The following is a 25,617-nucleotide window of genomic DNA, read 5'->3' on the forward strand; positions in this document are numbered from 1 at the left end:
TCCTCCCCTGCGCCCTCGCATTTTCATTTCTGCCGCAAGCCATCCAGGGATATTTCTGCCAGGATGGAAACGACCTCCCCCTGCCCCAAGAGGCGCATTGCCCAGCAAGACTTTGCCGTGTATGCTTGCCGCTCGCCGAACAACTTCGGCAGGAACCCGCGTAAAGGACTACAATGCAGAAAGTGACCATTCATACTGACGGCTCATGTCTGGGCAATCCCGGCCCCGGCGGCTGGGCCGCCGTACTCAAACTTGACGATCAGGACTACCGCAAGGAATTTGCCGGAGGCTACAAGCTGACCACCAACAACCGCATGGAAATCCTGGCGGTAGTGGAAGCCCTGAGCCAGTTGCAAAGCCCCTGCGAAGTCGAGCTCTACTCCGACTCAAAATACGTGTGCGACAGCATTGAAAAGCGTTGGGTCTGGGGCTGGCAGAAAAAGGGCTGGATCAAGAGCGACAAAAAACCCGCCCTCAATGTGGATCTGTGGAAGCGCCTGCTTCCCCTGCTTTCCACCCACAAGGTGCGCATGCGCTGGCTGAAAGGCCATGCCGGGCACCCTGAAAACGAACGTTGCGACGTTCTGGCCCGCGCAGAAGCTGGCCGCAGGGATCTGCCCCCAGACACGGGCTATAATCCCTAGCCACGATGAACCCCTGTTTTTGCCCTTGCGGATGTAACCGCAGGGGCGCACCAATCTTTGACTGTTCCGCATTTCAGCTTCCGGCAGCGCCAAGCCCATCAGCATGACAGCAACTTCCCCAGATACCGCACTCACACTCGCAAGCCTCTGGCATTCCCTGGGCTGGCCCTTGCTGCGTCTGCTGCTGGGGCTGGCGGTGGGCCTGCTTGTGGCAAACCTGCTGGAGGCCCTGCGCTGGACGCGCCATCTTGCCCGGCTTGCCGCGCCTCTGGCCCAGGCCGCCCATCTGCGCGAAGTTGCGGGCGCGAGTTTTTCGCTGGCCTTTGTGTCCCCCGCCGCCGCCAACGGCCTGCTTTCTGACAGCCATAACCTGGGCGAGCTTTCGAGCAACGAGCTTATGCTGGCAAACCTTTTCAACAGCCTGCCAGCCTATCTTGTGCACACGCCCACCATTTTTCTGCTCACATGGCCGGTGCTGGGCACTCCTGCCCTGGTGTACGTGGGGCTTACATTTATTGCCGCCGCAGGGCGCACGGGCTTTACCGTTGTGCTTTCACGCTGGCTGCTGCCGCCGCCACCGCCGGGCTGTATTGCCTGCCAGAACATCAAGCAGGCGGGCACCTCCTGGCGCGAAGCCCTGAACAAGGCCTGGCGGCGCTTTTTGCGGCGTCTTCCCAAGCTGGTATACTTCACGGCGCCCATTTACGTGCTTATGTTCTGCATGCAGCGCTACGGCTATTTTGCGCTGGCAGAAGCATGGCTGGCCGATCACATGGGCTGGCTCTCATTTTTGAAGCCGCAGGCCATGGGTATCATTGTGCTGCACCTAGCGGCGGAGCTTGGCGCGGCACTTGGCGCAGCGGGCAGCGTGCTGCAAACGGGCGGGCTTTCGCCGCGCGATGTGGTGCTGGCCCTCATGGTGGGCAATATCCTTTCCACACCCATGCGGGCCATACGGCACCAGCTGCCATCCTATGCGGGCTTTTTCCGCCCGGCGCTGGCCCTACGGCTTATCCTCGCCAATCAGGGGCTGCGCGCAGCCAGTATGACCGTTGTGACCCTTGTTTACTACTTCTGCACATAAGGACAAAGCATGAGAACCCCTCCTGAGCTTGAAGAAGTGCAAGAAGACTTCAATATGGGCATTATCTGCGCGCAGCAGGTATTGGCCCACTTTGCAGACAGGCTTGGCCTGACGGAAGACACAGCCCTGCGCATAGCCTCGGCCTTCGGCTCCGGCATGGGCAAGGCCGAAGTGTGCGGTTGCGTTTCCGGCTCGCTCATGGTCATAGGCATGATGCACGGCCCCAACGGCCCATGCCCGCGCCCGCAAAAAGAGGCTTTCTACGCCCGGCGCGATGCCTTTACCGAGGCTTTTGCCAAGGCTCACGGCAGCTTGCAGTGCCGGGGGGTTCTGGGGCATGACCTTACCACGCCCGAGGGCATGGCAGCGGTTAAACAGAACAACCTTTTTATCAAAACCTGTGCGCCGCTGGTTTGCCATACCTGCGCGCTGCTCGAAAAATATCTGTAGGAGTATTGCATGACTGACACCGCCACCCCGGCTACCGATACCCAGGCAACCGAGGCCGCAGCCGCCCCCGCCGTGCACGCCGCACATGTTCAGGTGGTCAAGCCGGAACACACGGGCGCACGCGTGACCGTACTGGTGCAGCCGGAAGAAAAATACCTTTCCCTGCCCCGGCCCAAGACCTCGCGCCAGCTGCTTGCAGCCCTTGGCCTTGCTGAAGAAACCGCCCTTGTGGCCCGCAACGGCCAGCTGCTTACGCCTGACCGCCACATCTGGCCTGACGACGATCTGCTGGTGCGCAAGGTAGCCTCCTCGGGCTAGGCCCGACCTTGCCGCGCCAAGAGGAAAATGGTACCCGCAACATATGCTGAACCTAGACCTTTCCCAGGTGCTGAGCACCCTGGCTGTAGCCGCTGTACCCGCTCTCCTGGGCATCATTCTGCACGAAGTGGCCCACGGATGGGTGGCCTTTCGCTGCGGCGACCCTACCGCAAAATTTATGGGGCGGCTGACCCTGAACCCCCTGCCGCATATTGACCCCATGGGCCTATTGGCCTTTGTGCTGACAAGCCTTTCTGGAGCCTTTGTGTTCGGCTGGGCCAAGCCAGTGCCAATCAATCCCCGTTACTTCCGCAATCCCGCAAAAGACATGATGTTGGTAGCCCTTGCCGGGCCGCTCACAAACTTTTTGCTGGCAGGGCTTTTTGGCCTTCTGCTGTGGGCCGTGCTGCATGTTTTTCCGCCGCAACAATGGATGGACAGCACAAGTTACGTCTTTGCGCTCAAGACCATCCAGACTGGCGTAATCATTAATTTCGGGCTGGGCTGGCTCAATCTGATGCCCATTCCTCCGCTGGACGGCAGCAAGGTTGTGGCCTATTTTCTGCCTCCAACCACCGCATATCGTTACCTGAGTGTGGAGCGTTACGGATTTGTCATTCTTTTGTTGTTGCTGTTCACCGGGGCGCTTGGGCTTGTGCTTGGGCCGCTGGTCAGCGGCAGCGCCCTTGGCCTGCTGTCGCTGCTGGGCATCATTTAGGCAACCTTGCCTTTGAGAATGCATTTTCTTAGGTATGGCCGCACCCGCTGGCAAACGCGCCACGCACAACGAGGCTTGCAGTGAAATTCGTTGCCGTTGATTACGGTCTGGCCCGCACGGGCCTTGCCGCATCCGACCCTGAAGGACGGCTGGCCTTTCCGCTGGCTACCTTGCGGCTTGAGGATTTTACCGACCGCAAGGCCTTTCTGGCCGCCCTTGCCGAGCGCATTGCCGAGGCCGGGGCAGAAGCGGTGGTGGTAGGTTTGCCCCTGACCCTTGATGGGGAAGAAACCATGACCACCCGCCAGATACGCAACGTGACCGAGCGGCTCAAACGCCGGGTGCCGCTGCCTTTTTTCTTTATGATTGAGGCGCTGAGTTCCGAGGAAGCCTGGGCCGACCTGCGCGAGGCCGGTCTGAAAATGCGCAAACGCAAGGCCGTGCTTGACCAGCAGGCCGCCGTGCGCATTCTTTCTTCCTTTCTTTCGCTTGCGCCCCAAGACCGGAGACCCGCATGAAAACACTGTTGCGCGCGCTGGGCCTGCTGCTTTTGCTGGCCCTCGCAGGCGGAGGATGGGTGGCTTATGAGGCTCACACATTCCTCACCACCGCACCGGAAACCCCAGGCCGCGATGTCTTTTTTGACGTACCAGCCGGGGCGCGTCTGGCGCAGATAAGCGCAGGGCTGGTCAAGCAGGGTGTTGTTACCGATGCCCGCAAGCTTGACCTGCTGGCCCGCTATAAAAAATGGGAAAACCGCCTCCAGGCTGGCAGATTCGCCCTCAATACGGGCTGGCTGCCGGAAAAAGTGCTGGACGAGCTGGTCAACGGGCACCCCGTGCTGTACCGCGTCACCGTGCCGGAAGGCCTCACGTGGTGGCAGACGGGCAAGGTGCTTGAAGAGGCCGGACTTGTGGTTTTTGACGACTTTCGCAAGGTCGTGACCGACCCGGACTTTCTGCGTCATTACGGCATCCCCTTTGCCACGGCTGAGGGCTTTTTGATGCCGGATACATATCTGCTCAAAAAGAATGACGTTGTCGATCTGGCGCAGGCAAAGGCCGTTGCCGGACGCATGGTGGACAACTTCTGGCGCAAGACCGCCAACGTGTGGCCCGATGGCAAAAAACCGGGGCCGAGCCAGACAGAACAGCTCAAAACATGGGTTATCCTTGCTTCCATTGTGGAAAGGGAAACAGGCATTGACGCAGAACGCGCCCGCGTGGCCGGGGTCTACCAGAACCGCATCAACAAGGGCATGCTGCTCCAGGCCGACCCCACAGTGATTTACGGCCTTGGCCCCAAGTTTGACGGCAACCTGCGCCGCCGCGATCTGGACGATCCCAACAATCTTTACAACACGTATCAGCGCCCCGGCCTGACGCCAGGCCCCATCTGCTCGTTCGGCGCTGCGGCCCTTGCCGCAGCTGTCCGCCCTGAGGCGCACAACTATCTGTACTTTGTGGCGAAATTCGATGGTGGCGAGCATGTTTTTTCCACCAACCTCAATGACCACAACAAGGCCGTGCGGCAGTATCTGCAAAACCGCCGCAATGCCAAGCCCGCCGCGCCCGACGCGCGCTGAGGAGGCCCCTGTGAAGTACCTCATCGTTGAAGACTTTTCTGGTCAGGAAGTGCCTTTCATCTTTCCGCGCCGTGTAGACCACAGCGACATGCGCGAACAGCTGCCCTACAGCCGCGTTGTTTCCGCCGGTTTTGTGGAACTGGGGGCAGAAGGTTTTGCCTGCTCCGGCGGCAACCCCGAGCTGCAGCTCAAAGCCCGGCCAGAGGCAGACGCGGCCATCATTGCCGAGGCCCTGCGACAACGCTGACAGCGTCTGCCGCAAGGCAATCCCAGCCGACACCCTACGGAGCGCAAGCATGCCCAAGCCGCAGCCGAGCATACCCGGCCTTGTCATAGGCGGCACGGGCAGCAATGCGGGCAAAACGACCTTTACCCTGTCCCTGCTCTGCGCCCTGCACGCTCGCGGGCTCATGGCCCGCGCGGCCAAGACCGGGCCGGATTATATTGATGCAGCCTTTCATGCGGCGCTGACAGGCCAGCCCGCAGCCAATCTGGATACCTGGATGTGCCGGGAAGCCGCGCCGTCCCCTGCCGAACGCCCACTGCCCGCAGGGCGCATCCCCAAAGGGTTGAGCCGCTTTTTTGAACGCATGTCAGCAGGTTGTTCCCAGCATGGGGACGCGGACGGCGCAAAGGCCGTAACAAGTCCTTCCGCCAGGCCAGACCTGCTGGTGGTGGAAGGGGCCATGGGCCTCTATGACGGCGGGCACCGTGGAGCTGGCTGCACTGCGCATCTGGCCTCCCTGCTGGGTCTGCCCGTGCTGCTGATACTCAACGCAGGCGGTATGGGGCAGTCCATTGCCGCTCTGGCAGAGGGCTTTCTGCATCACCGTCCCGCATGGGCTGGCGGCCTGCCTGTTCGCTTTCTTGGCATGGTGTGCACCCATGTGGGCAGCACCCGCCACGCCGACCTGCTGCGCCAGTCATTGACGCCCTTGGCAAAAAGCGCTGGCGTGCCCCTCTTGGGCTTGCTGCCCCGCCATGGCGCGCCGGAACTTCCCTCCCGCCATCTGGGGCTTGTGGAAGCGCGCGAGGCCCTGCCAGCGGTGGACAGGCAAGCCCTGACCCAATGGGTTGAGCAGCACTGCGACCTAAACCGCATGCTCAAACTGGCGGGAGTGCAGACCCCACGAAGGGCAATCGATGCAGACAAGTCCGGGGCGTCAATGCCGGAAGTTGCCCGGCAAGCACGGTTATCCGAGGCACATGAACCGCCGTCAGACAGATTCTTTCCCCTTTCAGACGCACAAACGCAGCACCCACCTCATCCCCACCGCAAGCGCAGGCCGGTTGTGGGTCTGGCCTGGGACGAGGCTTTCAGCTTTTGCTATGCGGATCTGCCCGCCGTGTTGCACGAACTTGGGGCGCACATTGTCACCTTTTCCCCATTACGGGACGCCGCGCCGCCAGCCGAATGTTCTGGCCTGTACTTTCCCGGCGGCTACCCGGAACTGCATGCCCCAAGCCTTGCCGCCAACACGTACATGCGCGATGCCCTGCACAGGCTGGCTGCACAGGGCATGCCCATGTACGGCGAGTGCGGGGGCTATATCTATCTCATGCAGTCCGTGCAGATTGCAGGGCAAGGGCACGCCATGAGCGGCCTCCTGCCGCGCAACTGCGTACTTGGCGCAAGCAAGGCTGCTTTGGGCTACCGGGGCGCGCAGGCCGCGCCTGACTGGCCCGCGCCCACATGTCCCACGCTTAAACGGCCTGCCGCCCCCCCCTTGTGGGTGCGCGGGCACGAATTTCATTATGCGCAGGAAGAAGAAATACCCCTGCCCACCCCATGCCGTCCCCTGTGGAAGCTTTACGACAGTCAGGGCCGTTTTTTGCGGGATGAAGGCTGCCGCCTCGGACATGTCGCCGGATCATGGCTGCACTGCTATCCAGAAGGCTCCCGCCGCTTCTGGCGCGCATGGCTGCGCACCTGCGCCGCCTACCTTTCAGACACATGCCACTGAGGATTTTATGGTTTACAACCCCACAGACAAAATCAGTGTTGATCTTGACCCGGCCTGCACCCCAGCCGACATAGAAAACCGCTCTTTCGCCATCATAGATGCGGAAATTCCCGAGCCGCGAACCTTTAGCGGCCCGCTCTGGCAAGTGGCCCGCCGCTGTGTCCACACCCTCGGCGATACGGATATCGTGGGCGACCTGCGGCTGAGCGCCCAGGGCCTTGAAGCTGGAGTGAGCGCCCTGCTCGCGGGCTGCACGGTGTATACCGACACCCGCATGGCTGCCGCTGGCCTGCCCATGCGCCGCCTTGAACCGCTAGGGGTATCAGTGACCCCGCTCATGGCCCTGCCCGGTCTTGCGGAGCTTGCCGCCAGCCGGGGCACCACGCGCTCCCGCGCCGGGCTTGAGAGCATTGCGCGGAACATGGGCGGCAACATTGTGGTCATCGGCAATGCACCCACTGCCCTGCTGGGGCTTCTGGACGTGCTTGCGCAAGGCGCGCAGCCACCCGCCCTCATAGTGGGCATGCCTGTGGGCTTTGTGAACGCAGCGCAGTCAAAGGAACTTCTGCGGCAAAGTCCCTGGCCCCACTTTACCTTGCTGGGCCGCAAGGGCGGCTCCGCTGTGGCGGCGGCCTGCATCAACGCACTGGCTGACATAGCCCTTGCGCGGCGCGGCCTCACGCAGGTTGCGGCTCTTTAGATACGGCACAAGGTAGCAGTTTTTTTCAGTAAAAGCCTGATACTGGCTGGTTATTGAAAATGGGCATTCCCTGAACATGAACACGTTCAGGGAATGCCCATCAGCTTTTGGCGGCTAAACCTTGAAAAATCAGTCATGCGGGCACACCCTGCTGTCTTTGAAACTTGACCTTGGGCATCTCTTGCTATTTTTTTCATAGCGCGCTATTCATTCCATAGCGCGCGCAAGAACACCACCCTTGCTTGCAGCTTCGCAAAATATGCGGAGCGCAAGCAGCAAGATCAAACGACAAGGAGCAAACCATGCCCGTCATCACCATAGCCATGCACAGCACAACGGAAGAAGTGAAGAAAAACCTGATTGAAGGCCTGACCGCAGCCGCAGTGGCGGCAACGTCCGTTCCGCAGGAAAAATTTGTGGTATTTGTTGAGGAATATGCAACCGATGCCATCGGTCTGGGAGGCCGGACGCTCAAGGCGATCAAGGCTGCGCAGCAATAGTCGCGGTCCGATTGCGCAGGAATCCCCGGAGGAGGCTACGTGAGCCTTTTGCTGAGCAGTTCGTTCCAGCGTTCGGCTTCCTCCGGGGCCACTTCCATAGCCCAGGTAATGGCCCAGGCTCCAAATGGCTCCAGAAGAAGGCTCAACTCCACACCCATGTCTGTCAGAGCATAGCCATCATTGGTGGTGCACACGAGCTTTGCCTCGCGCAGTTCTTTCAAACGGCTGTTGAGCACCGCCGGGGATATGGATTCGCAGGCATCCTGCAAGGCGCGGAACGTGGCCGGGCCCTTGCGCAGTTGCCAGATGACGCCCATGGCCCACCGCTTGCCCAACAGATCAAACAGCGCCATGAGCGGCACGCCGCTACGCGAACCTCGAACAGGTTTACCTGGTGTGGGTATGCTCATGATGGTGCCATATCAGCAGTTAACCTTGCTTGTGGGGCTTTTCAGCCTCATCGGCTGCGGAAGCATCCACGGGCTTTGACGCATCAGCGGGCCTGGCAGCGCTGTCCGCAGGGGTCGCGCCAGCCGTATCTTCAGACGGATTTGCCGTGGCGGGGCTGATAATTTCCGCATCGGTCACATCGTCATCATGCCCCGCCGTTCCATTCCCGTTAGCAGCGGCATCACCCGACGCAGCTTCGGCATCAAGGGCCGGGGGCAAGGCCTGCGCCTCCACCACATGCCCACCAAGAGCCAGACGCTGCACCTCATTCTGCGGCAGGGGTATGCAGCCCTTGTCCACCAGCACAATGCCCGTGCGTTCCAGCACTTCGCGTCGGTATTCATATTCCTGCTGCATGCGGTGGTGCCGGTACACAAACCAGCGGTGCACCAGATAGCACACGGCAATAAGAGCGGCCAGACTGCCCGCAATCCAGGGGATATATTCTGCCAGCGCACCGCCCAGGCGCATCAGGGCAGAAAATGCCCCGTCCACAAAAAACAGTCCGGCACCCAGCAGCATGATGCCCAGCAGCAAAACAACCGTGGGCGCGTTGCGGATTATGGCATAGAAACGGCGCAGCCGTTCAGGAACCTGCTCATCGTCAGCCGCTGGCCCTGCTCCCTGCCCGCCCTGCATGCTGTCCTCGCGCCCCAGATAGCGCGAAACCCAGGTGCCGGAAAGGTGTACAATGAGCATCAGCCCCACAGGGGCAAGCACTGCGGCAACGGCCCAGCCAAGCCAGGGAAAGCGCGCCAACGGCGGGCCGCCGGGGACATCCGGCGCTGCATGCATGACGCCGTAAAAAAAAGAAATGCCGCCAACAATCATCTCTACAAAAAAGATGGCGACCATAAGATATATAAGCGCGTCCTTGTACGGACCAGCGTACCAGGCTGCGCGATCCTGACGGCGGCCTTTATCCGCAGAAGATGCGGACTTGCCTTGCGTTTCGGATCCTTTATTCTCTGCTTTCTGCATTCGTTACCTCGGTTCTCAAAACATACGTTGCGGCGCTTTTTCCCGCAAGCCCCCATACCCCGAAACAAGGATTTCACCGTTGCGCGCCGCTCTTGCCCAGAACGCGCATCTGGCATACTTTGCCTGCATGCACACTGGGAGGTTCTCATGCATGTTCTGGTAACAGGCGCAGCGGGCTTTATTGGATACCATCTTTCCCAACGCCTTCTGGCCGATGGGCACAGCGTGGTGGGCGTTGATAATTGCAACGACTATTACGATGTGCAACTAAAAAAAGACCGTCTGGCCCAACTTGCCGCCATGCCGGAGGCGCAGCGCTTCCGCTTTGAACTGCTGGACATGGCCGATGGCCCTGCAATGGCCGCCCTGTTTGCCCGCGAAGGCTTTACCCATGTGGTCAACCTTGCGGCGCAGGCTGGCGTACGCTACAGCCTCCAGAACCCGGAATCGTACCTCAATGCCAACCTGCTGGGCTTTGGGCATATTCTTGAAGGCTGCCGCCAGAACAAGGTGGGGCATCTGCTTTTTGCCTCGTCTTCTTCCGTGTATGGCATGAACACGGCACGACCCTACAGTGTGCACCATAATGTTGACCACCCGGTCAGCCTGTACGCCGCCACCAAGAAAAGCAACGAACTGATGGCCCATTCCTACAGCCATCTGTTCCGCATGCCCTGCACGGGTCTACGCTTTTTTACCGTATACGGCCCATGGGGCAGACCAGATATGGCCCTGCACCTGTTCACCACCGCCATTGTGCGCGGCGAACCCATCAAGGTGTTCAACGAAGGACGCATGCGCCGCGATTTTACCTATATCGACGACATCATTGAAGGCGTGGTGCGTCTGCTGCCCCTGGCCCCGCAGCCCGACCCGGACTTTGACACCGCAAATCCCAACCCCGCCAGCAGCTCCGCGCCCTGGCGCATCTACAACATAGGCAACAACAATACGGTGGAACTCAACGATTTCATCAGCACCCTTGAAGACGCCCTTGGCATGAAAGCCCGCAAGGAGCTTCTGCCCATGCAACCGGGCGATGTTGAATCCACCTGGGCCAATATTGACGACCTCACCGCCGCCACCGGCTTTGCCCCTTCCACGCCTCTCAGCGAGGGTATAGCCCGCTTTGTGGCCTGGTACAAAGAGTATTATAAAATATGAACGACACTTTCTCCACTTCTGCGGATCATCTGAACATATCCGCCCCCACGCCCGCCCGGCCGGAAATTCTGGCTCCGGCGGGCGACGCGCCTTCATTCCTGGCCGCTCTTGCCGCCGGGGCAGACGCCATCTATCTGGGCCTCAAACATTTTTCTGCCCGCATGCAGGCAGAAAACTTTGGCCTGACGGAACTTTCGCGCCTGACAGACCTTGCCCATGCGGAAAACGCCCGCGTTTACGTGGCCATGAATACCCTGGTCAAGCCCAACGAACCGGCTCAGGCATACCGGCTGGCGGCGCGCCTTGCCCGTCAGGTCAGGCCGGACGGGCTTATCGTTCAGGATCTGGCAATGCTGGATCTGGCGCGTCAGGCAGGTTTTGAGGGCGGGCTTTTTCTTTCCACCCTTGCCAACCTCACCCATCCGGAAAGCCTGTTGCAGGCAAAAAAACTCGGCGCCAACCGCGTTATCCTGCCGCGCGAGCTTTCCATTGATGAAATCCGCACCATGGGTGAGGCCTGCCCCGAAGGCCTTGACCTTGAATGTTTTGTGCACGGCGCGCTGTGCTACTGCGTGTCTGGCCGTTGCTACTGGTCGAGCTACATGGGCGGCAAAAGCGGCCTGCGGGGCCGCTGCGTGCAGCCCTGCCGCCGCGTGTACCGTCAGGGCGGCCCCGCTGCCATTGCCCTTGTGCGCAATGCGGAACGCGAGGAACAGGATCGCATGCGCCAGGAACAGTCCCGCATGGATATTGCCCGCAAAAACCGCACCGGACGCGATGGGCGTGACCCACGGGCCGGACGCGGCAGGCCGGACGACCGCCGCAACGAATCTTTTGACGCGCCGCGCCGCCCCGCCTCGCGCGGACAGATACGCGGCAAGGAACACAACGGACGCTGGTTCTCCTGCCTCGACCTTTCGCTGGACGTGCTGGCAAAAACCCTGCTGAACATCCCCCACCTTGTGTCGTGGAAGATCGAAGGCCGCAAAAAAGGCCCGCACTACGTGTACCACGTGGTTACGGCCTATCGCATGCTGCGCGACAACCCCGGCGATGCCCAGGCCCGCAAGGCGGCGGAAGAAATTTTGCAAATGTCGCTGGGGCGGCCCTCCACACGCGCGCGCTTTTTGCCGCAGAAGGACCACACCATCCCCACCACCCCGGACGGTCAGACCAGTTCCGGCCTGCTGGCGGGCAAGATTCGCATCGAGCCTGAAGGCGGCGTGACGCTCAAGCCCTTCTTTGAACTGCTGCCACAGGATTACCTGCGTGTTGGTGTTGAAGACGAGCGCTGGCATGCCACCATGCCCGTAACCAGGCGCATTCCCAAGGGCGGCAGCCTTACCCTGCGCCTGCCCAAGCACAAGACGCCCAAGGCCGGAACGCCAGTCTTTCTTATTGATCGGCGCGAACCTGAACTTATGCGCATCATCAAAAGCTGGCAGGCGCGCCTTGAGGCCATGCCCTCCCGCCCCAGCAAGGCTGTGGAAAGCGACCCGCGTCTGCCCAGGCCCATCAAGGCCAAAACCCGGCCCGACATGTATGTGCGCTCAAGCGTGCCCCACGGCAAGGAGACCCGCACAGGCCGAAGCCAGTTGCAGGCCCTCTGGCTTTCGGCGCGCAGCGCCGAACTATCGCGCACTGTTGCCCCGCGCATGTGCTGGTGGCTCCCGCCGGTTATCTGGCCAGATGAGGAAGAAACCGTCCGCCGCTCCATCGGGCGGCTGTGGCGTGACGGCGCGCGGCATTTTGTGTGCAATGCTCCGTGGCAACGCGGATTGTTCCCTGAGCAGCTTGAAGAAAACGCCGACCTGCTGGCCGGGCCTTTCTGCAACGCGGCCAATGCCTCGGCCCTTGGCATACTTGCCAATATGGGATTTTCGGGCGCGTTTGTAAGCCCTGAACTGGCGCAGGAGGACATGCTGGCCCTGCCCGCGCAAAGCCCCCTGCCGCTTGGCGTGGTGCTTTCCGGCTACTGGCCCGTTGGCATCAGCCGTTTCGGCATGCTGGGCGTCAAACCCAACGAGCCATTCCTCAGCCCCATGGGCGAACCCTTCTGGGCGCGGCAGTACGGCGGCAACATCTGGATTTATCCCGGCTGGCCGCTGGATATCACCGCCAAAAGGCAGGAACTGCTCTCGGCGGGATACGGTTTCTTTGCGCACATGCAGGAAAATCCGCCAGCCTCCGTGCCCGAAATGCGGCGCAAGAGCCTGTTCAACTGGGAAGGGGACTTGCTGTAAGAGGCCTGTCGCCCCAAGCACCGGGGGGGGGCTAACCGCATTCGCAGCATCCTGACACATACTTGCGGGCCGCCGTCAGAAACAATGTTCTGCCGGCGGCCCTTTTTCCGGCGCAGGAAGCCCCAATGCACACGGATGAACCTTTTTACAGCGCCCGTCAGCTTTTTCCACGCGGGCTTGAACAACCGGAAGGCAGCCTGCGATTTGGCGCGGATGCCCTCCTGCTGTCTGCCTTTGTTGCGCGGCATGTGGAAAGCCTGAACGCGCCACGTCAGGCACATCTGACTGCGGCAGAGCTTGGCTGTGGCTGCGGAGCCGCCCTGCTGGGGCTGGCCTTGCGTTTCCCTGGCATTACCGGGCTGGGGCTGGACAGGGAAGCACCGCTCGTGCAGGCCGCCACTGTCAACGCCGCTCGCCTTGGCTTGACAGACAGGCTGCGCTTTGCCGAAGCTGATCTGGCCGACAGAAAACTCTTGTCAGAGCTGGCAGGTACGACAGGCGTCAGTCATGCCGGAAAGTTTGATCTGGTTCTCGCAAATCCGCCCTATGGAGTCGCCGGAAGGCCCTCGCCCCGCCATATGCGCGAACGGGCGCTGCGTGGCGCACCGGGCGAGGAAAACCGGGAATACGTGCTCCAGCTATTCTGCCGAGCTGCGGCAGCTCTGCTGCGCCACCAGGGCTGTTTTTGCTGTATCTATGATGCCCCGGCCTTGCCGCAATTGTGCGCGGGCTTGAACGATGCTGGCCTCGGGCTGCGCCTCCTGCTGCCAGTGAGAACGCACAGGGCAAAACCCGCATTGCGGATTCTGGCTCTGGCCCGCAAGAATACCGCGCACGAAACCGTGATTGAAACGCCGCTGACGCTGCACACCGGGGCATCCACCAATGACAACTCAGGAACCAGCAAGGTCACAGGCGGCGGCAAACGTGGGCCTCGGTGGTCTACACAGGCGCTGCGCTTCTGCCCCTGGCTGGCCTGACGCAGGCTTTGCTGTGATCAATCCCACACAGATTCCATCCCCACAGGGTGAATTATGAATTTTATAGCTGATCTGCACATCCATTCCCGTTTCTCGCGCGCCACAAGCAAGGCCCTCAATCCTCGTCATCTGGCGGCCTGGGCGCGCTGCAAAGGTATCAACATACTGGGCACCGGGGATTTTACACATCCCCAGTGGCGAGCGGAACTGGCGGAGCAGCTCGTGCTGGACGAAACTACGGGACTGTACAGGCTGGCTGTGGAGCCGGAAACTCTGGATTTTATGGACTCCAAGGCTGGTCCCGGCATGCAGGAATCCGCCGACCCGCTGTTTCTGCTGCAGACGGAAATCAGCTCCATCTACAAACGCGGCGGCAAGGTGCGCAAGGTGCACAACCTTGTGTTTGTGCCTACTCTGGAAGATGCGGAGCGCCTTTCGTTGCGGCTGGCGCAGATCGGCAACCTTAATGCCGATGGCCGCCCCATCCTGGGGTTGGACTCGCGCGACCTGCTTGAAATCATGCTGGAATGCGCGCCCGGTTCAGTGATGATCCCCGCCCATGTGTGGACGCCCTGGTTTGCGCTTTTCGGCTCCAAGTCAGGCTTTGACAGGCTTGAAGACTGCTACGGCGATCTTTCGGAACACATTTTTGCGCTGGAAACGGGCCTTTCGTCCGACCCGGCCATGAACCGCCTGATCAGCAGGCTTGACGGCTACGCTCTTGTGTCCAATTCGGACGCGCATTCCGGGGCCAACCTTGGACGCGAGGCCAATCTGTTTGCGGGCCACCCCAGTTATACGGGCATGTTTGCTGCCCTGCGCGCCTCTGCCCGGCGGGAAGACCAGAGCAATCTGGACTGCCGTTTTCTCGGCACCATGGAATTCTATCCTGATGAAGGCAAATACCACCTTGACGGGCACCGCGCCTGCAACGTGGTGCTGGAGCCTAAAGAGTCGCTGGCTCTTGGCAACATTTGCCCGGTCTGCGGCAAGCCGCTCACAGTCGGCGTACTGCACCGGGTGCTGGAACTGGCGGACAGGGAAACCACGCCGGAACTCCCGCGCGAACCAGAAGTGCGCCCGCTGATTCCGCTGGCTGAAGTCGTGGGTGAAATACTTGGCGTTGGCCCGGCCTCGCGCCGGGTGCAGGAGCGTTACAGCAGTCTGCTGCGCGAGCTGGGGCCGGAGCTGGATATCCTTTGCAGCCTGCCGGAAGCAGACATCCGCGCTCACTGGGAGCCGCTGGGCGAAGCTGTGGCCCGTATGCGGCGCGGTCAGGTCTACCGCGAAGGGGGCTATGACGGCGAATACGGCACTGTGCGTGTTTTCTCTCCGGAGGAACTGGCCGATGCGCGCGGCACCCTGCCGGGCGTAAAGACTCCTGCCAAGCGGGGACGCAAAAAGGCTGAACCGCTTGCGTCTGCGGACGCGCAGACTACTGCCGGACAGCCCGCGTCCGTGCGGGTGCGTCGAGCGAGCCTCCCCCTTGCGGGTGATACCAACGCAGCAGCCACAAGCAATTTTTCTGCAGTAAAATCCGCAGCGACAACTGACACGCCTGCGCAGGTCTTTGCCTATTCTGACGAACAGCAGGCGGCGCTTGCAGCAGGGCCAGCGCCCGTGCTGGTGCTGGCTGGCCCCGGCGCGGGCAAAACCCGCGTTCTGGTGGGCCGCTTGCAATGGCTGGTGGAAGAAGGCGCAGACATGCGCAGGGTGCTGGCTGTCACCTTTACACGGCGCGCTGCGGATGAACTGCGGGAGAGACTGGGCAAGGCCTTTGCGGGAACCTCGCAAGCTGCGCTCCCCTTGTGCGACACCCTGCACGGCATGGCATGGGCGGCCCTGCGCGCTGCCAGCGCCGACAATCCCCCGCTCCTGCTTGGCGAGGATGCCGCGCTCAATCTGTTCTGCCTTGCGAATCCGGAGCTGGAAAAGCGCGATGCGCGCAAACTGTGGGATGCCCTTGCTCTCGCGCGTGAGGGCGGTGTTCTTGCCCATGAGCCTGCTCAAAGCCCTCTGGCCCGAGCTGCTGCCAACTATGCGGCGCGCAAGAACATGGGGCAGCGCTATGTGGACTACGCCGACCTTCTGGACTGGTGGCTGGACCACGCCCGCTCCCTGCCCGAAAACGAGCGCCCACAGCACGTGCTTGTGGATGAAGTACAGGATCTTTCCGCTGTGCAGCTTGCCATTGTTCGCGCATTGCTGCCTGCTGATGGGCATGGATTCTTCGGCATTGGCGACCCGGATCAGGCCATTTACGGATTCCGTGGAGTTACGGGCCAAAGCGAGGCCAGTCTGCGCGCCTGCTGGCCGGGGCTGAACGTCTTCCGCCTTGGGCAGAGCTTCCGTTCCAGCCAGAGCGTGCTGGACATGGCCCGCAGCCTTCTGCACCACAAGGGGCAGTGCGGCCCATTGTTGGCCGCGCAATCCCTCACGGCTGAACTGCGGCTCTTTTCCGCACCTGATGAGCGCACCGAGGCCCGTTGGGTAGCAGAGCGTGTTCGACATCTGCTGGGCGCTACGGCCCACACCCTGCTGGATCACAGCAGGGGGGACGACCTGCATGGTCTGGCCGGAGCACTGGCACCGGGCGACATTGCGGTTCTTGTTCGCCTGAAAGCGCAGATTCCACCTTTGCGGGCTGCCCTTGAACAGGCGGGGATACCCTGCGCCGCGCCCTCGCAGGATGGATTCTGGCAGGACGCCACATGCGCGCGCCTGTTGGGCCTGCTTGGCTCTCATTGCGGTTTTGCGCAAATGCCCACCGAGGGTCAGGATCAGCAGGACGCATTGCCGCAAAGCTGGACAGCAGCAGAGAGCCTGCCTGCGCCGGAGCGCATGCTCCCCTGGCTCGCGGAGCAGCCCTGGGCGGGGGAAGTCTTTACCGGCAGCCGCTCATGGCGTGAACTGTGCCGCCTCTGGAACCAGAGCGGTCACTGGGCGGGCTTTTTTGAGCAGCTGGCATGGCTTCAGGAGGCCGAGCTTGTGCGTGCCAAGGCCGAAAGTGTGCAGATTCTGACTTTGCACGCTTCAAAAGGGCTTGAGTTTCAGGCGGTCTTCCTGCCGGGGCTTGAAGACGGTCTTTTGCCTTTACGCCGTGAACTTTTGTTCCCTGCCACGGATGCCGCCACCAGCAGCGCCCAAATCGAGGACAACGAAGCCGAGGAACGCCGTCTGCTGTACGTGGGTCTGACGCGTGCCGCGCGGGCGCTTTTTCTCAGTCATTGCGCGCAGCGCACTCTTTATGGGCGCACCCTGCATTTGCAGCCCTCGCCCTTCATGGGACAGATTTGTGAATTCTGCCGGCACAGCACGCTGGCAATGCGCACCCGTAAGGAGCAGAAACAGATCAGCCTGCTCTGATCCCCTGCCCCGCCCGCGCTATCAACAGCGGGATGAAGAACAAAAAAAAGCGCCAATGGCGCTTGTGCAGTTGCGGGATTGATTTTGGCCAGAGACAGAGACGGGCGATTCAACGAGCTATATTGGGCACAGGGGCATTGCACCGCGCTTGCCCCTGTCTCTGACGGCCTGGAAACAAGGGCGCAACAAGCTGTCCGGCCTGACGAACGCCACACCCGGCAAAACTGCTCAAGAGTGCATCACAACGTGACGCAATAAAGCCGCTTATTCTTCCAGCCAGGAGTCGTCTTCAAGCACCTTGTAGCCGCGCACGGTGAGGTATACCACGCCGTCCGCTTCATCCATAATGCCTGAAACTTCCACGGGCACGCTGACTTCGTCATCCAGGTCAACCCCGGCGCCGCGCGGTACAATGCGGTATTCCACATCATCCTGCACAACAGCGACACGGGCCTGGCGCGCATCCACAGAACGCGGCACCGCCGCGACATACCCTCTGACAGTAATGGGACTCTTGTTCATAAGCTCTAACATTGCCTTTCAATGCCGATTTTTCTCGCCTATAGCTCCTTTTATTTTCTGACGCAAGCATCCCTGGCTGTTTGCCGCGTTTTTTTGCTCCGCCGGTCTGAGCCCCTTGCTACAGGCCATTCTTTTTCATTAGCTCATACCAGTGCCCGCGCGAAATACCTGCTACTTCCGAGGCTTTTCGCACGTCTTCCGAGCACATGTCCCAAACTTGCCGCACGTAGGCTTTCTCAGCCTGCGATTTCCATTCACGCAGGCTGGGCGGTTTTTGCCCCAACGTCTCATTGACCAGAAAACCATTCTCGACTGAACCTAGCCCCGCCCCATCATTCGCATGCAGTATTCCATTCTCTTTGACTGGCAGCACAGTTCCTTGACCCATGCGGCGCCGCACTGAATCCACACGCATGCGCGTGGGAAGATGCGCAGGCAGGATCAGATCACTTTTCCCCGCCGTGAGGCATGCCCGCTCGAGGCAATGGATCAGTTCACGCACATTGCCGGGCCAGCCATATTCCAGCAGCACATCCAGAGCCTCGTTGGAAATGGTCTTTTCCGGCTGGTCACTACCCAGACAAAAACGCGCAATGGCCTGTCGCGCCAAGGCGGGGATTTCATCAAGCCTCTCGCGCAATGGCGGAATCACAATGGTGAGACCTTGCAGCCTGTAGAGCAGATCTGCCCGAAAGCTGTTTTCCTTGGCCATGTGTTCCAGATTTTTGTTGGTGGCGGCCACCAGCCTGAAATCGCTGCTGACCTCGCGTACCTCGCCCACAGGGCGAAAACGCCGTTGCTCCAGTGCCCGCAAAAAAACCCCCTGCATGGGCTGTGGCAGATCACCCACTTCATCTAGAAACAGCGTGCCTTTGTCTGCCGCAAGCAGCAGCCCCTCGCGCGCTCTGTCCGCACCAGTGAACGCACCACGGCTGTGGCCGAACAAATGACTTTCCACCAGCGTTTCTGGCAGCGAGGCGCAGTCAACCGTTATAAATGGCCTGGCTGCCCTTGCACTGTTGCGAAAGAGCGCCCGGGCAAAGAGTTCCTTGCCTACCCCGGTTTCACCCAGCAAAAGCACATTTACTTCGCTTTTTGCAGCCTGAGCCAGCAGCTTGAGAGCGCGGCTCATACCAGGCCCGCTGCCAAGAATATGCCCGCTGTCTACAATCAGAGCTTCTGATACAGGGGTACGATTTTGCCTGAATTGCAGAATTTGGCGCAAACACTGTTCAATATCCCGCATCTGCAATGGCTTGGTGAGAAATTCCCATGCTCCGGAGCGCAAGGCGGCCTCGGCATTGTCGCCGTCGCCGTTGCCAGTGATGACAACCACATCCGGCGCGCCCGGCAAATGCGCAAAGTCGGCCTGATATTCAAGCCCGTTACCGTCCGGGAGCCATACGTCCAGCAAGACCACATCCACTGGCTCGCTGACCATACGCAGCGCTTCCTGAATAGATGCGGCCAGCAGGGTTTCATGCCCCATGCGGTTGCAGACCACCTGCACCATTGTGCGCATCAGTCCTTCATCATCCACCACAAGCACTTTGGCCATCAGCTTGTTCCCCCTGCAATCCTGCTTCTGCCGTTTTTTTGCCTGCACGTTTACCGCTTCTACCAGCAAACCCTGCCCGGGTATGTACCTTATGCGGTCTTGCACTGCTCCACATCTGCTGCGAGCGCCTGAACGGCTTCCAGCATTGCTGAGCGCAATTTTTGCGCTTCTTCTGCAATATATCCTGATTCCGCATCTTCTGTTGCCGCCGCTGCTGCGCGCAGACGATCAAGCCGCATGACGCCTGCCGAGTTTTTGCAGGCATGGGCTGTGCGGCGCAGTTGCTCCAAATCACCCGTGGAAATGGCGACGTTCAGGGCTTGCAGACGCTCATGAAGTTCACTTTCCAATACGTTGGCAAGGCTTTTCAGCACGTCTTCATCGCCATCCATCGCTTCGAGTGCTGCATTGCGGTTCCAAATCGTATTTTTGCTTTGAATATCTGCTGATTGTTGCTCATTTTGTATGTTTGCAGACATATTCGGCAATGCGCTTTTTTCCTGGGTGACATTTTGGGGCTTGCTTGGGTAATCGGTCGATTTTTCAGCCGACTTTGCTGTCACCATTTTTTTCAGTTCATGGCGCAATTGTTCAAAACTCAAGGGTTTTAAAAACACGCCATCCGCGCCTAGCGCTTCACATTGACGCAGAAATGTGTCGCTTGTTGTTGCAGTATAGACGACGGCGAGAGTTTTTGCCGGGGACAAAGTATCGCCGTTCCGCAAAGCGCGCAGCACTTCCAGCCCATCAATGCCGGGCAACCGACTGTCGAGCACAAGCAAATCCCAATGCCCTTGGTGCGGATCCCGCAGCTGTTCCAGCGCCTTTTCACCAGTTTCAACCACCACGGGCTCTGCCCCCATGCCCCGCAGCATATGCTGCATGGCATAGGCAATGGATGCGGTGTCTTCCGCCACCAGTACCTTTTTGCGAGCCAGTAACTGCGTTGCGCTATCCTGCGCCTCAGACTTGGCTACATCTGACTTGGGCACATTCTCTCTGCTTGTAGCCTGTTCGGGTTGCGCACACTGCAAGAGCCGCACGTGGAGCGTGAAGCAGGCCCCCTGCCCTGCTCGTGAAGCCAGATTCACATCCCCGCCCATAAGCCTTGCAAGAGTGCGGGCAATATTCAGACCGAGGCCAGTTCCCGGTGTGCGCGCAGTATCGCGCCCCCGCTGAAAACTCTCAAACACCCTGTCCTGATCTTCCTGCGACATGCCAGGACCTGTGTCATTGACAGAAATCGCCAGATTCAGATGTTCACGTGTGCCTTCAAGCGCTGTGGCGTAAATGCGAACAGAACCAACCTCTGTAAATTTGACCGCATTGCTGACAATGTTGCCCAGGGCCTGCCGCAGCCGAAAGCTGTCGCCCACCGCGCATTGCGGTAAATTTTCGTCCAGTCCGAGGGTAAGGGTAATCCCCTTGCTGTCGGCAATGGGCATGTACAAGTTCACACAGCTTGCGAGGCACTCCCGCAGATCAAAGGGCGTGGCTTCAAGCGTGGGAGTTCCCTGCTCCAGTGCTGCGTGGTCTGTTATGTCGCCGACCATTTCCCTCAGGGCCTCTGCGGCTTGCGCAAGATAGCCCAAGGCCTTTTTGCGTTCCTTTTCTGGCAGGTCAGCACGCTGTGCCAGTTCGCTCATTCCCACAATGGCTGTCAGGGGGGTGCGCATATCGTGGCTGAGGTGCCCCATAAACGAGCTTTTCATGCGGCTGGCTTCTTCCGCCAGCCAGCGCCGGTGCGTGAGGTTAAAGGTCAGGCAGCCAATGGCAAGCACCCCTGTGAACGCTAGCAGGCCGTACAGCAAACGCATGTTATAGCGTTGCCTTTCCAGACCTTTGTGGAATGAGCTTGCATCCTGGCTCACGCTGATGCCGCCAAGCACTTCCCCCACTTTTTTGTTCACATGGCACCGCAAACAGCTTTGCTGGGCCATAAGCACGCTCAGCAGGCGCAAGCTTTGGCCATTGCCCGGTTGTGGAGCCGTAAACACTTCGGGGGTTTCTTCCGCACAGCGGGCAAGTGCTGACTTTTCCCACACATCCGCCATGTTTTCCGGCCGCAGCGGCGCACTGCTAATTACGCTGATGGTAAGCCCTTCGCGCGAACTGCGCTCCGCCAGCTGGCGGCTCATGTATGCAGGATTGACCAGCACGAGGGTGCGCCCATCCTGCGTGGTTACGGTGCGCTCCGATTCTGGCAACCATGGGTTTGGCTGGCCGTAATCACTTTTTTCAACATATACGCCGCCGTGCGCTGCATTCCAGTTTCTTGCGTCCATTAACTGCTGCGCCATGGTTGAAAGTCGTGTATGCTCCAACTCAAGGCTATGCTCTGCATTGACCTGCACTGCCTGACTGTAAAGAAAGCCAGTGAATCCAAGCCAGCCCATACTGGCGACAAGAACCAACCACGGCATCTTCTTCGACTTTACTAATGATTCGCGCAGCATTGCTCACCCTTCCATAGGTGTTGTCATTTATTTCTGAATCTGTCTTTTTTTTCTGAATTTTTCTGTGACCGCAATCACTCTTTTTCTTTCGATTTCACGCAATTATCTTGATTATCTACTAATTATTTTTTTATTTTATTTGCAGGTTTTGGTACGTTTCTTGTTTTCTTAACCGGGATGCCGCCATGGGGGCGGCACACAAGGAGCGAGTTAAGGAGGCTCTATGGGAACACCCCGCAATGGACCATGGCTTAAGGTGCTGTTGGGCGGCGTTGCGGCGGGAATGGTGCTTTTGGGTGTGCTTGCGTACGCCATGACGACAACTGACCAGCGACCCTTTTGCGCCAGTTGTCACATAATGCAGGAAGCTGCAGTGACCCAGAAAATGGGATCACACGCCAAACTTTCCTGCAATGAGTGCCATGCCCCGCATAATCTGCTGGCCAAGCTGCCGTTCAAGGCCCAGGAAGGTCTGCGTGACTTTATCGGCAATGTTTCAGGCCACGACATTCCGCGTCCTTTGAGCGTTCGCACCAGGGATGTGGTCAATGCCAACTGCATGGCCTGCCATAGTCAGACCAATGTCAATGTGGCCAGCATGGACGCCAAGCCCTACTGTGTGGATTGCCACAAGGGTATGGCCCACATGCGCATGATGCCTATAAGCACAAGGACGGTAGCCAATGACTAAGAGCAACATACACAAGGCCCTGGGAGTGGCGGCCCTGCTTGGCATAGCTTTGCTTGCGGGCTGTCAGGATGTTTCCACAGACCTTAAGCCCCCCAAGTACAAAACTTCCATTCCTGAAAGCGAAACTCGTATTTCTGCTTTCCAGAAAGATTTTCCGCAGCAGTACGCCTCGTACATGAAGAACAACGAATCCTCGGTCATGACCGAATACAAGGGTTCCATACCCTACCACAAGAACGACAACGTTAATCCCCTGCCCAAGGGCTTCAAGCATGCCCAGCCCTATCTCAAGAATCTGTGGCTGGGTTATCACTTCATGTACGAGTACAATGAAGCACGTGGGCACACCTACGCCGTTGAAGATTTTCTCAACATTGACCGCATCAACCGCTTTGCCGCCGACGGCAAGGGCAGCCTGCCCGCCACCTGCTGGAACTGCAAAACCCCCAAGATGATGGAATGGGTCAAGCAGTACGGTGATGCCTTCTGGTCCAAGGACGTCAATGAATTCCGTAACAAGGACAAGATCAATGAGATGGATGAAACCATTGGTTGCGCCAACTGCCACGATCCTGTGACCATGGAACTGCGCCCCTATTCCGAACCTCTCAAAGACTGGTTGAAGCGCAGCGGTCAAGACTGGGCCAAGCTTTCACGCAACCAGAAGCGCAGCCTTGTGTGCGCCCAGTGCCACGTGGAGTACTACTTTACCCACAAGGACAACGGCCCAGCCGCCAAGCCTGTGTTCCCCTGGGATAATGGCTTTAACCCCGAAGACATGTATCAGTACTACAAGGGCCACGGCCCCAAGAACGCCGATGGCAAGCCCGGGCCTTTTGTTGACTGGACGCACGCGGCCTCCAAAGTCGGCATGATCAAGATGCAGCATCCTGACTATGAAATGTTCCAGGACGGCCCCCACGGTGCTGCGGGCGTTGCCTGCGCCGACTGCCACATGCCCTACATGCGTGAAGGCGGCAAAAAGGTTTCCAGTCACTGGATGACCTCGCCCCTCAAGGATCCGGAACTGCGCGCCTGCCGCCAGTGCCACGCCGACAAGACCGCCGACTACCTGCGCGGTCGCGTAGAATACACCCAGAAAAAGGCCTTTGACCAACTGCTGAAAGCGCAGGAAATCTCGGTCAAGGCACATGAAGCCGTTCGTCTTGCCAATGCCTACGAAGGCAAGCGCGCAGCCGATTACGACGCCCTGATGACTGAAGCGCGCGAAATGGTGCGCAAGGGCCAGTTGTTCTGGGATTACGTTTCTGCGGAAAACAGCGTTGGTTTCCACAACCCCGCCAAGACGCTTGATACGCTCATGACCTCCATGGAATGCAGCCAGAAGGCCGTTGACCTCGCCACCAAGGCAACGGATTTTGGCATCGCTGAACCGCTTTCCAAGGATATCAAGGAAACCGTGCCGCCCATTCTGGAAATGAGCCGCAAGCTCCAGCAGGACCCCGAATTCCTCAAGAAGAACCCCTGGACCAAGCTGCTGCCCACGTTGCCAAAGGCTGATCAAGTTTGGGACAACCAGACAAGGATAACTTCTGAGGCAAAACCTGCCCAGTAACCATCAGTTGTTTGCAGGCCACGCGGCTACGCGGACTCTGCATAATCCCTTAAACAGCAAGGCCCTTATACAGGGCCTTGCTGTTTTGATCTTTCAAAGTATGAATACTGTTGTTATTGCAGCTTGTTAGTCCATTATTATTTTTGGCCTGCCAACAATACTCCTCGCAGCCTGCCGATCAGGCACACAAATTGCTTAATCCTATGCAGCACATATGTGTTATATTTTTGACTTTTGCAAAATTGTTTGCAAACACAGTAGGTTGCAGCATGGAAGCAGCAATACACTCAAACACTTGGCGAAGATGGCGCAACATTGCGCTGCTCTTGACATGCGCCGTACTTCTGACAGGTTGCGGAGCTTTCAGATCCGCGCCCGATGGCGGCCCTGCCCCTGAATCAGCGCGCAAAGTGGTTAAAACTGCCTATACGCAGATGGGCACAAAATATAGACCCGGCGGCGCGTCACCACAAAAGGGCTTTGACTGCTCCGGTTTGATCTGGTGGGCATACAAGCAAAACGGCGTAAAAGTACCGCGCATAACATCTGATCAGGCGCATACAGGGCAACAGATTCCGCTTACAGCAGCTCGACAGGGCGATATTTTGGTGTTCCGCACAGGCTCAGGCCCGAGGGGGCTGCACACTGGCATCTATGCTGGCGGCAATTCCTTTATCCACAGCCCCAGACGCGGCGAAAATGTGAGGGTTGAGAGCCTTGATGTGCCATACTGGCGCAACAAACTTATCGCGGTAAGGCGGGTTGTGTACTGATCAGCAGCAGCAGCGCCACCGCGTAACCACGCAGTTGTTTATTTTATTGGCGGTAACGGCATAGTCTGTACCGCCTTTTCTGTTTGCTGACTTGCTATTAAATTTTGTTTGGAGTATCTCAAAAAGAATTACATCGGAATCACTTTGTTGCTGACTTCCGTTTCTGCCCACTCCTTTTATCCGATTCAAATTGCCGGGTGACGCGCCTCGCAGCGTCTTTCAGGCGTCCTTTGCCCGGCGCGGGAGGAGACATGGCTCGCAAGGCTGTAGTTGCTGAAAGCCTGTTGAGTATTGCGGATATTTCGCGCCATTTTTCCTTGCCTGAATCTACCACCCGCTATTACTGCAAACGGTTTGCCCATTTTATTCCCAGTGTTGGCGACGGCCGCAGGCGCCGTTATCGCCGAGAAACGCTGGATGTCATTGCGGCTGTGCTTGAGCAGATGCAAAAATCCCGCACGGCAGCGGCGGTTGAAGATGCGCTTAACGCGCGCTTTCCGCGAAATGCCGTTGCGGTTGCGGATGCTGACTCTTCCCCAGCCATTGCTGAAGTCCCCTCAGGCAATGACTATTTCCCTTCAGCTGCTCTCCAGATTCTGGAGCGCCAGACAAGCGCAATTGAAGGGATTGCCCACCTGCTGCAACTTGTTGTGCAGCGACTTCCCGCCCCAAGTGGCAACACAGCGCCAGAGGTTGGGCAGCTGCGCCAGGAAGTTGCAAACTTGCGCGTTCTGCTTGATTCGTCCGAAAAAACGCAACAAGCCGACCTTGAGCAGTTGCGCTCCTGGATGACCAAGGTTATCCGCAATCGCGGTGGATCAGGCCAATCAGAATGAAATTTGCCAATGAGCATGTAAAAGGCCGCGCTATTGCGCGGCCTTTTTGCTTGCAGAA

General features: G+C 59.1%; 24 protein-coding genes. 19 read left to right on the top strand and 5 right to left on the bottom strand.

Annotated elements, in window-relative coordinates:
* Positions 1-173 precede the first annotated feature (173 nt).
* The 11 genes from rnhA to ACUZ79_RS01175 all read left to right on the top strand — a co-directional run bounded on the left by rnhA (position 174) and on the right by ACUZ79_RS01175 (position 7,963).
* Complete coding sequence (gene rnhA, locus ACUZ79_RS01125) at positions 174-644, top strand: ribonuclease HI (protein WP_192113110.1); 471 nt, start codon at positions 174-176, stop codon at positions 642-644.
* Positions 645-747: 103 nt separating this feature from the next.
* Positions 748-1,728 (top strand): hypothetical protein, encoded by a 981-nt coding sequence (locus ACUZ79_RS01130; protein ID WP_449250441.1) that lies wholly within the window; start codon positions 748-750, stop codon positions 1,726-1,728.
* 9 nt (positions 1,729-1,737) lie between these two features.
* Positions 1,738-2,178 (top strand): C-GCAxxG-C-C family protein, encoded by a 441-nt coding sequence (locus tag ACUZ79_RS01135; RefSeq protein ID WP_240823245.1) that lies wholly within the window; start codon positions 1,738-1,740, stop codon positions 2,176-2,178.
* A gap of 9 nt (positions 2,179-2,187) precedes the next feature.
* Positions 2,188-2,496: a hypothetical protein gene (locus tag ACUZ79_RS01140; protein WP_240823246.1), complete on the top strand. Its 309-nt coding sequence runs from the start codon at positions 2,188-2,190 to the stop codon at positions 2,494-2,496.
* 43 nt (positions 2,497-2,539) lie between these two features.
* Complete coding sequence (locus ACUZ79_RS01145; RefSeq protein WP_449250442.1) at positions 2,540-3,214, top strand: site-2 protease family protein; 675 nt, start codon at positions 2,540-2,542, stop codon at positions 3,212-3,214.
* A gap of 80 nt (positions 3,215-3,294) precedes the next feature.
* Entirely contained in the window at positions 3,295-3,732 is a 438-nt protein-coding gene (ruvX, locus tag ACUZ79_RS01150; RefSeq protein WP_022659004.1) for a Holliday junction resolvase RuvX, read from the top strand.
* The gene (gene mltG / locus ACUZ79_RS01155; RefSeq protein WP_449250443.1) at positions 3,729-4,799 is read left to right on the top strand and encodes an endolytic transglycosylase MltG; all 1,071 of its coding nucleotides are present in this window, start codon (positions 3,729-3,731) and stop codon (positions 4,797-4,799) included. The genes ruvX and mltG overlap by 4 nt, the downstream gene beginning before the upstream one ends.
* Positions 4,800-4,809: 10 nt before the next feature.
* Positions 4,810-5,046: a hypothetical protein gene (locus tag ACUZ79_RS01160; protein ID WP_449250444.1), complete on the top strand. Its 237-nt coding sequence runs from the start codon at positions 4,810-4,812 to the stop codon at positions 5,044-5,046.
* Between the two features lie 49 nt (positions 5,047-5,095).
* A complete protein-coding gene (locus tag ACUZ79_RS01165; RefSeq protein WP_449250445.1) occupies positions 5,096-6,763 on the top strand; it encodes a cobyrinate a,c-diamide synthase in 1,668 nt (555 codons plus the stop codon).
* Between the two features lie 7 nt (positions 6,764-6,770).
* Positions 6,771-7,463, top strand: coding sequence for a precorrin-8X methylmutase (locus tag ACUZ79_RS01170; protein WP_240823251.1), 693 nt, complete (start codon positions 6,771-6,773; stop codon positions 7,461-7,463).
* Between the two features lie 302 nt (positions 7,464-7,765).
* Positions 7,766-7,963, top strand: a complete 198-nt coding sequence (locus ACUZ79_RS01175; RefSeq protein WP_227118795.1) for a tautomerase family protein — start codon at positions 7,766-7,768, stop codon at positions 7,961-7,963.
* A gap of 35 nt (positions 7,964-7,998) precedes the next feature.
* Here ACUZ79_RS01175 and ACUZ79_RS01180 read toward each other — a convergent pair whose 3' ends face one another.
* Complete coding sequence (locus tag ACUZ79_RS01180) at positions 7,999-8,373, bottom strand: winged helix-turn-helix transcriptional regulator (RefSeq protein WP_240823252.1); 375 nt, start codon at positions 8,371-8,373, stop codon at positions 7,999-8,001.
* 19 nt (positions 8,374-8,392) lie between these two features.
* Positions 8,393-9,394 (bottom strand): hypothetical protein, encoded by a 1,002-nt coding sequence (locus ACUZ79_RS01185; protein WP_449250446.1) that lies wholly within the window; start codon positions 9,392-9,394, stop codon positions 8,393-8,395.
* 147 nt (positions 9,395-9,541) lie between these two features.
* On the opposite strand from ACUZ79_RS01185, the gene ACUZ79_RS01190 reads away from it, so the two are divergent.
* The 4 genes from ACUZ79_RS01190 (at position 9,542) to ACUZ79_RS01205 (ending at position 17,147) form a co-directional block, all read left to right on the top strand.
* The gene (locus ACUZ79_RS01190) at positions 9,542-10,558 is read left to right on the top strand and encodes an NAD-dependent epimerase (protein ID WP_449250447.1); all 1,017 of its coding nucleotides are present in this window, start codon (positions 9,542-9,544) and stop codon (positions 10,556-10,558) included.
* Positions 10,555-12,801, top strand: a complete 2,247-nt coding sequence (locus ACUZ79_RS01195) for a peptidase U32 family protein (protein WP_240823255.1) — start codon at positions 10,555-10,557, stop codon at positions 12,799-12,801. The genes ACUZ79_RS01190 and ACUZ79_RS01195 overlap by 4 nt, the downstream gene beginning before the upstream one ends.
* Before the next feature lie 125 nt (positions 12,802-12,926).
* A complete protein-coding gene (locus ACUZ79_RS01200) occupies positions 12,927-13,781 on the top strand; it encodes a tRNA1(Val) (adenine(37)-N6)-methyltransferase (RefSeq protein ID WP_449250448.1) in 855 nt (284 codons plus the stop codon).
* A gap of 54 nt (positions 13,782-13,835) precedes the next feature.
* Entirely contained in the window at positions 13,836-17,147 is a 3,312-nt protein-coding gene (locus ACUZ79_RS01205) for a UvrD-helicase domain-containing protein (protein WP_449250449.1), read from the top strand.
* A gap of 264 nt (positions 17,148-17,411) precedes the next feature.
* On the opposite strand, the gene ACUZ79_RS01210 is transcribed toward ACUZ79_RS01205, so the two are convergent.
* The 3 genes from ACUZ79_RS01210 to ACUZ79_RS01220 all read right to left on the bottom strand — a co-directional run bounded on the left by ACUZ79_RS01210 (position 17,412) and on the right by ACUZ79_RS01220 (position 21,650).
* Positions 17,412-17,669, bottom strand: a complete 258-nt coding sequence (locus ACUZ79_RS01210) for a hypothetical protein (RefSeq protein WP_240823258.1) — start codon at positions 17,667-17,669, stop codon at positions 17,412-17,414.
* Positions 17,670-17,787: 118 nt separating this feature from the next.
* Complete coding sequence (locus ACUZ79_RS01215) at positions 17,788-19,227, bottom strand: sigma-54-dependent transcriptional regulator (RefSeq protein WP_449250450.1); 1,440 nt, start codon at positions 19,225-19,227, stop codon at positions 17,788-17,790.
* Between the two features lie 89 nt (positions 19,228-19,316).
* Positions 19,317-21,650, bottom strand: a complete 2,334-nt coding sequence (locus ACUZ79_RS01220) for an ATP-binding protein (RefSeq protein WP_449250451.1) — start codon at positions 21,648-21,650, stop codon at positions 19,317-19,319.
* 256 nt (positions 21,651-21,906) lie between these two features.
* Between ACUZ79_RS01220 and ACUZ79_RS01225 the strand changes: the two genes are divergently transcribed.
* From ACUZ79_RS01225 to ACUZ79_RS01240, 4 genes are all read left to right on the top strand, one after another.
* Positions 21,907-22,374 (top strand): cytochrome c3 family protein, encoded by a 468-nt coding sequence (locus tag ACUZ79_RS01225; protein ID WP_240823261.1) that lies wholly within the window; start codon positions 21,907-21,909, stop codon positions 22,372-22,374.
* Positions 22,367-23,950 carry an ammonia-forming cytochrome c nitrite reductase subunit c552 gene (locus tag ACUZ79_RS01230; RefSeq protein WP_449250452.1) on the top strand — a complete coding sequence of 528 codons (1,584 nt, stop codon included), beginning with the start codon at positions 22,367-22,369 and terminating at the stop codon, positions 23,948-23,950. The genes ACUZ79_RS01225 and ACUZ79_RS01230 overlap by 8 nt, the downstream gene beginning before the upstream one ends.
* A gap of 434 nt (positions 23,951-24,384) precedes the next feature.
* Positions 24,385-24,723, top strand: coding sequence for a C40 family peptidase (locus ACUZ79_RS01235; RefSeq protein WP_240823669.1), 339 nt, complete (start codon positions 24,385-24,387; stop codon positions 24,721-24,723).
* A gap of 104 nt (positions 24,724-24,827) precedes the next feature.
* Positions 24,828-25,559: a MerR family transcriptional regulator gene (locus ACUZ79_RS01240; RefSeq protein WP_449250453.1), complete on the top strand. Its 732-nt coding sequence runs from the start codon at positions 24,828-24,830 to the stop codon at positions 25,557-25,559.
* The last annotated feature ends 58 nt before the right edge of the window (positions 25,560-25,617 follow it).

It is taken from the genome of Desulfovibrio faecalis, from assembly GCF_053570625.1.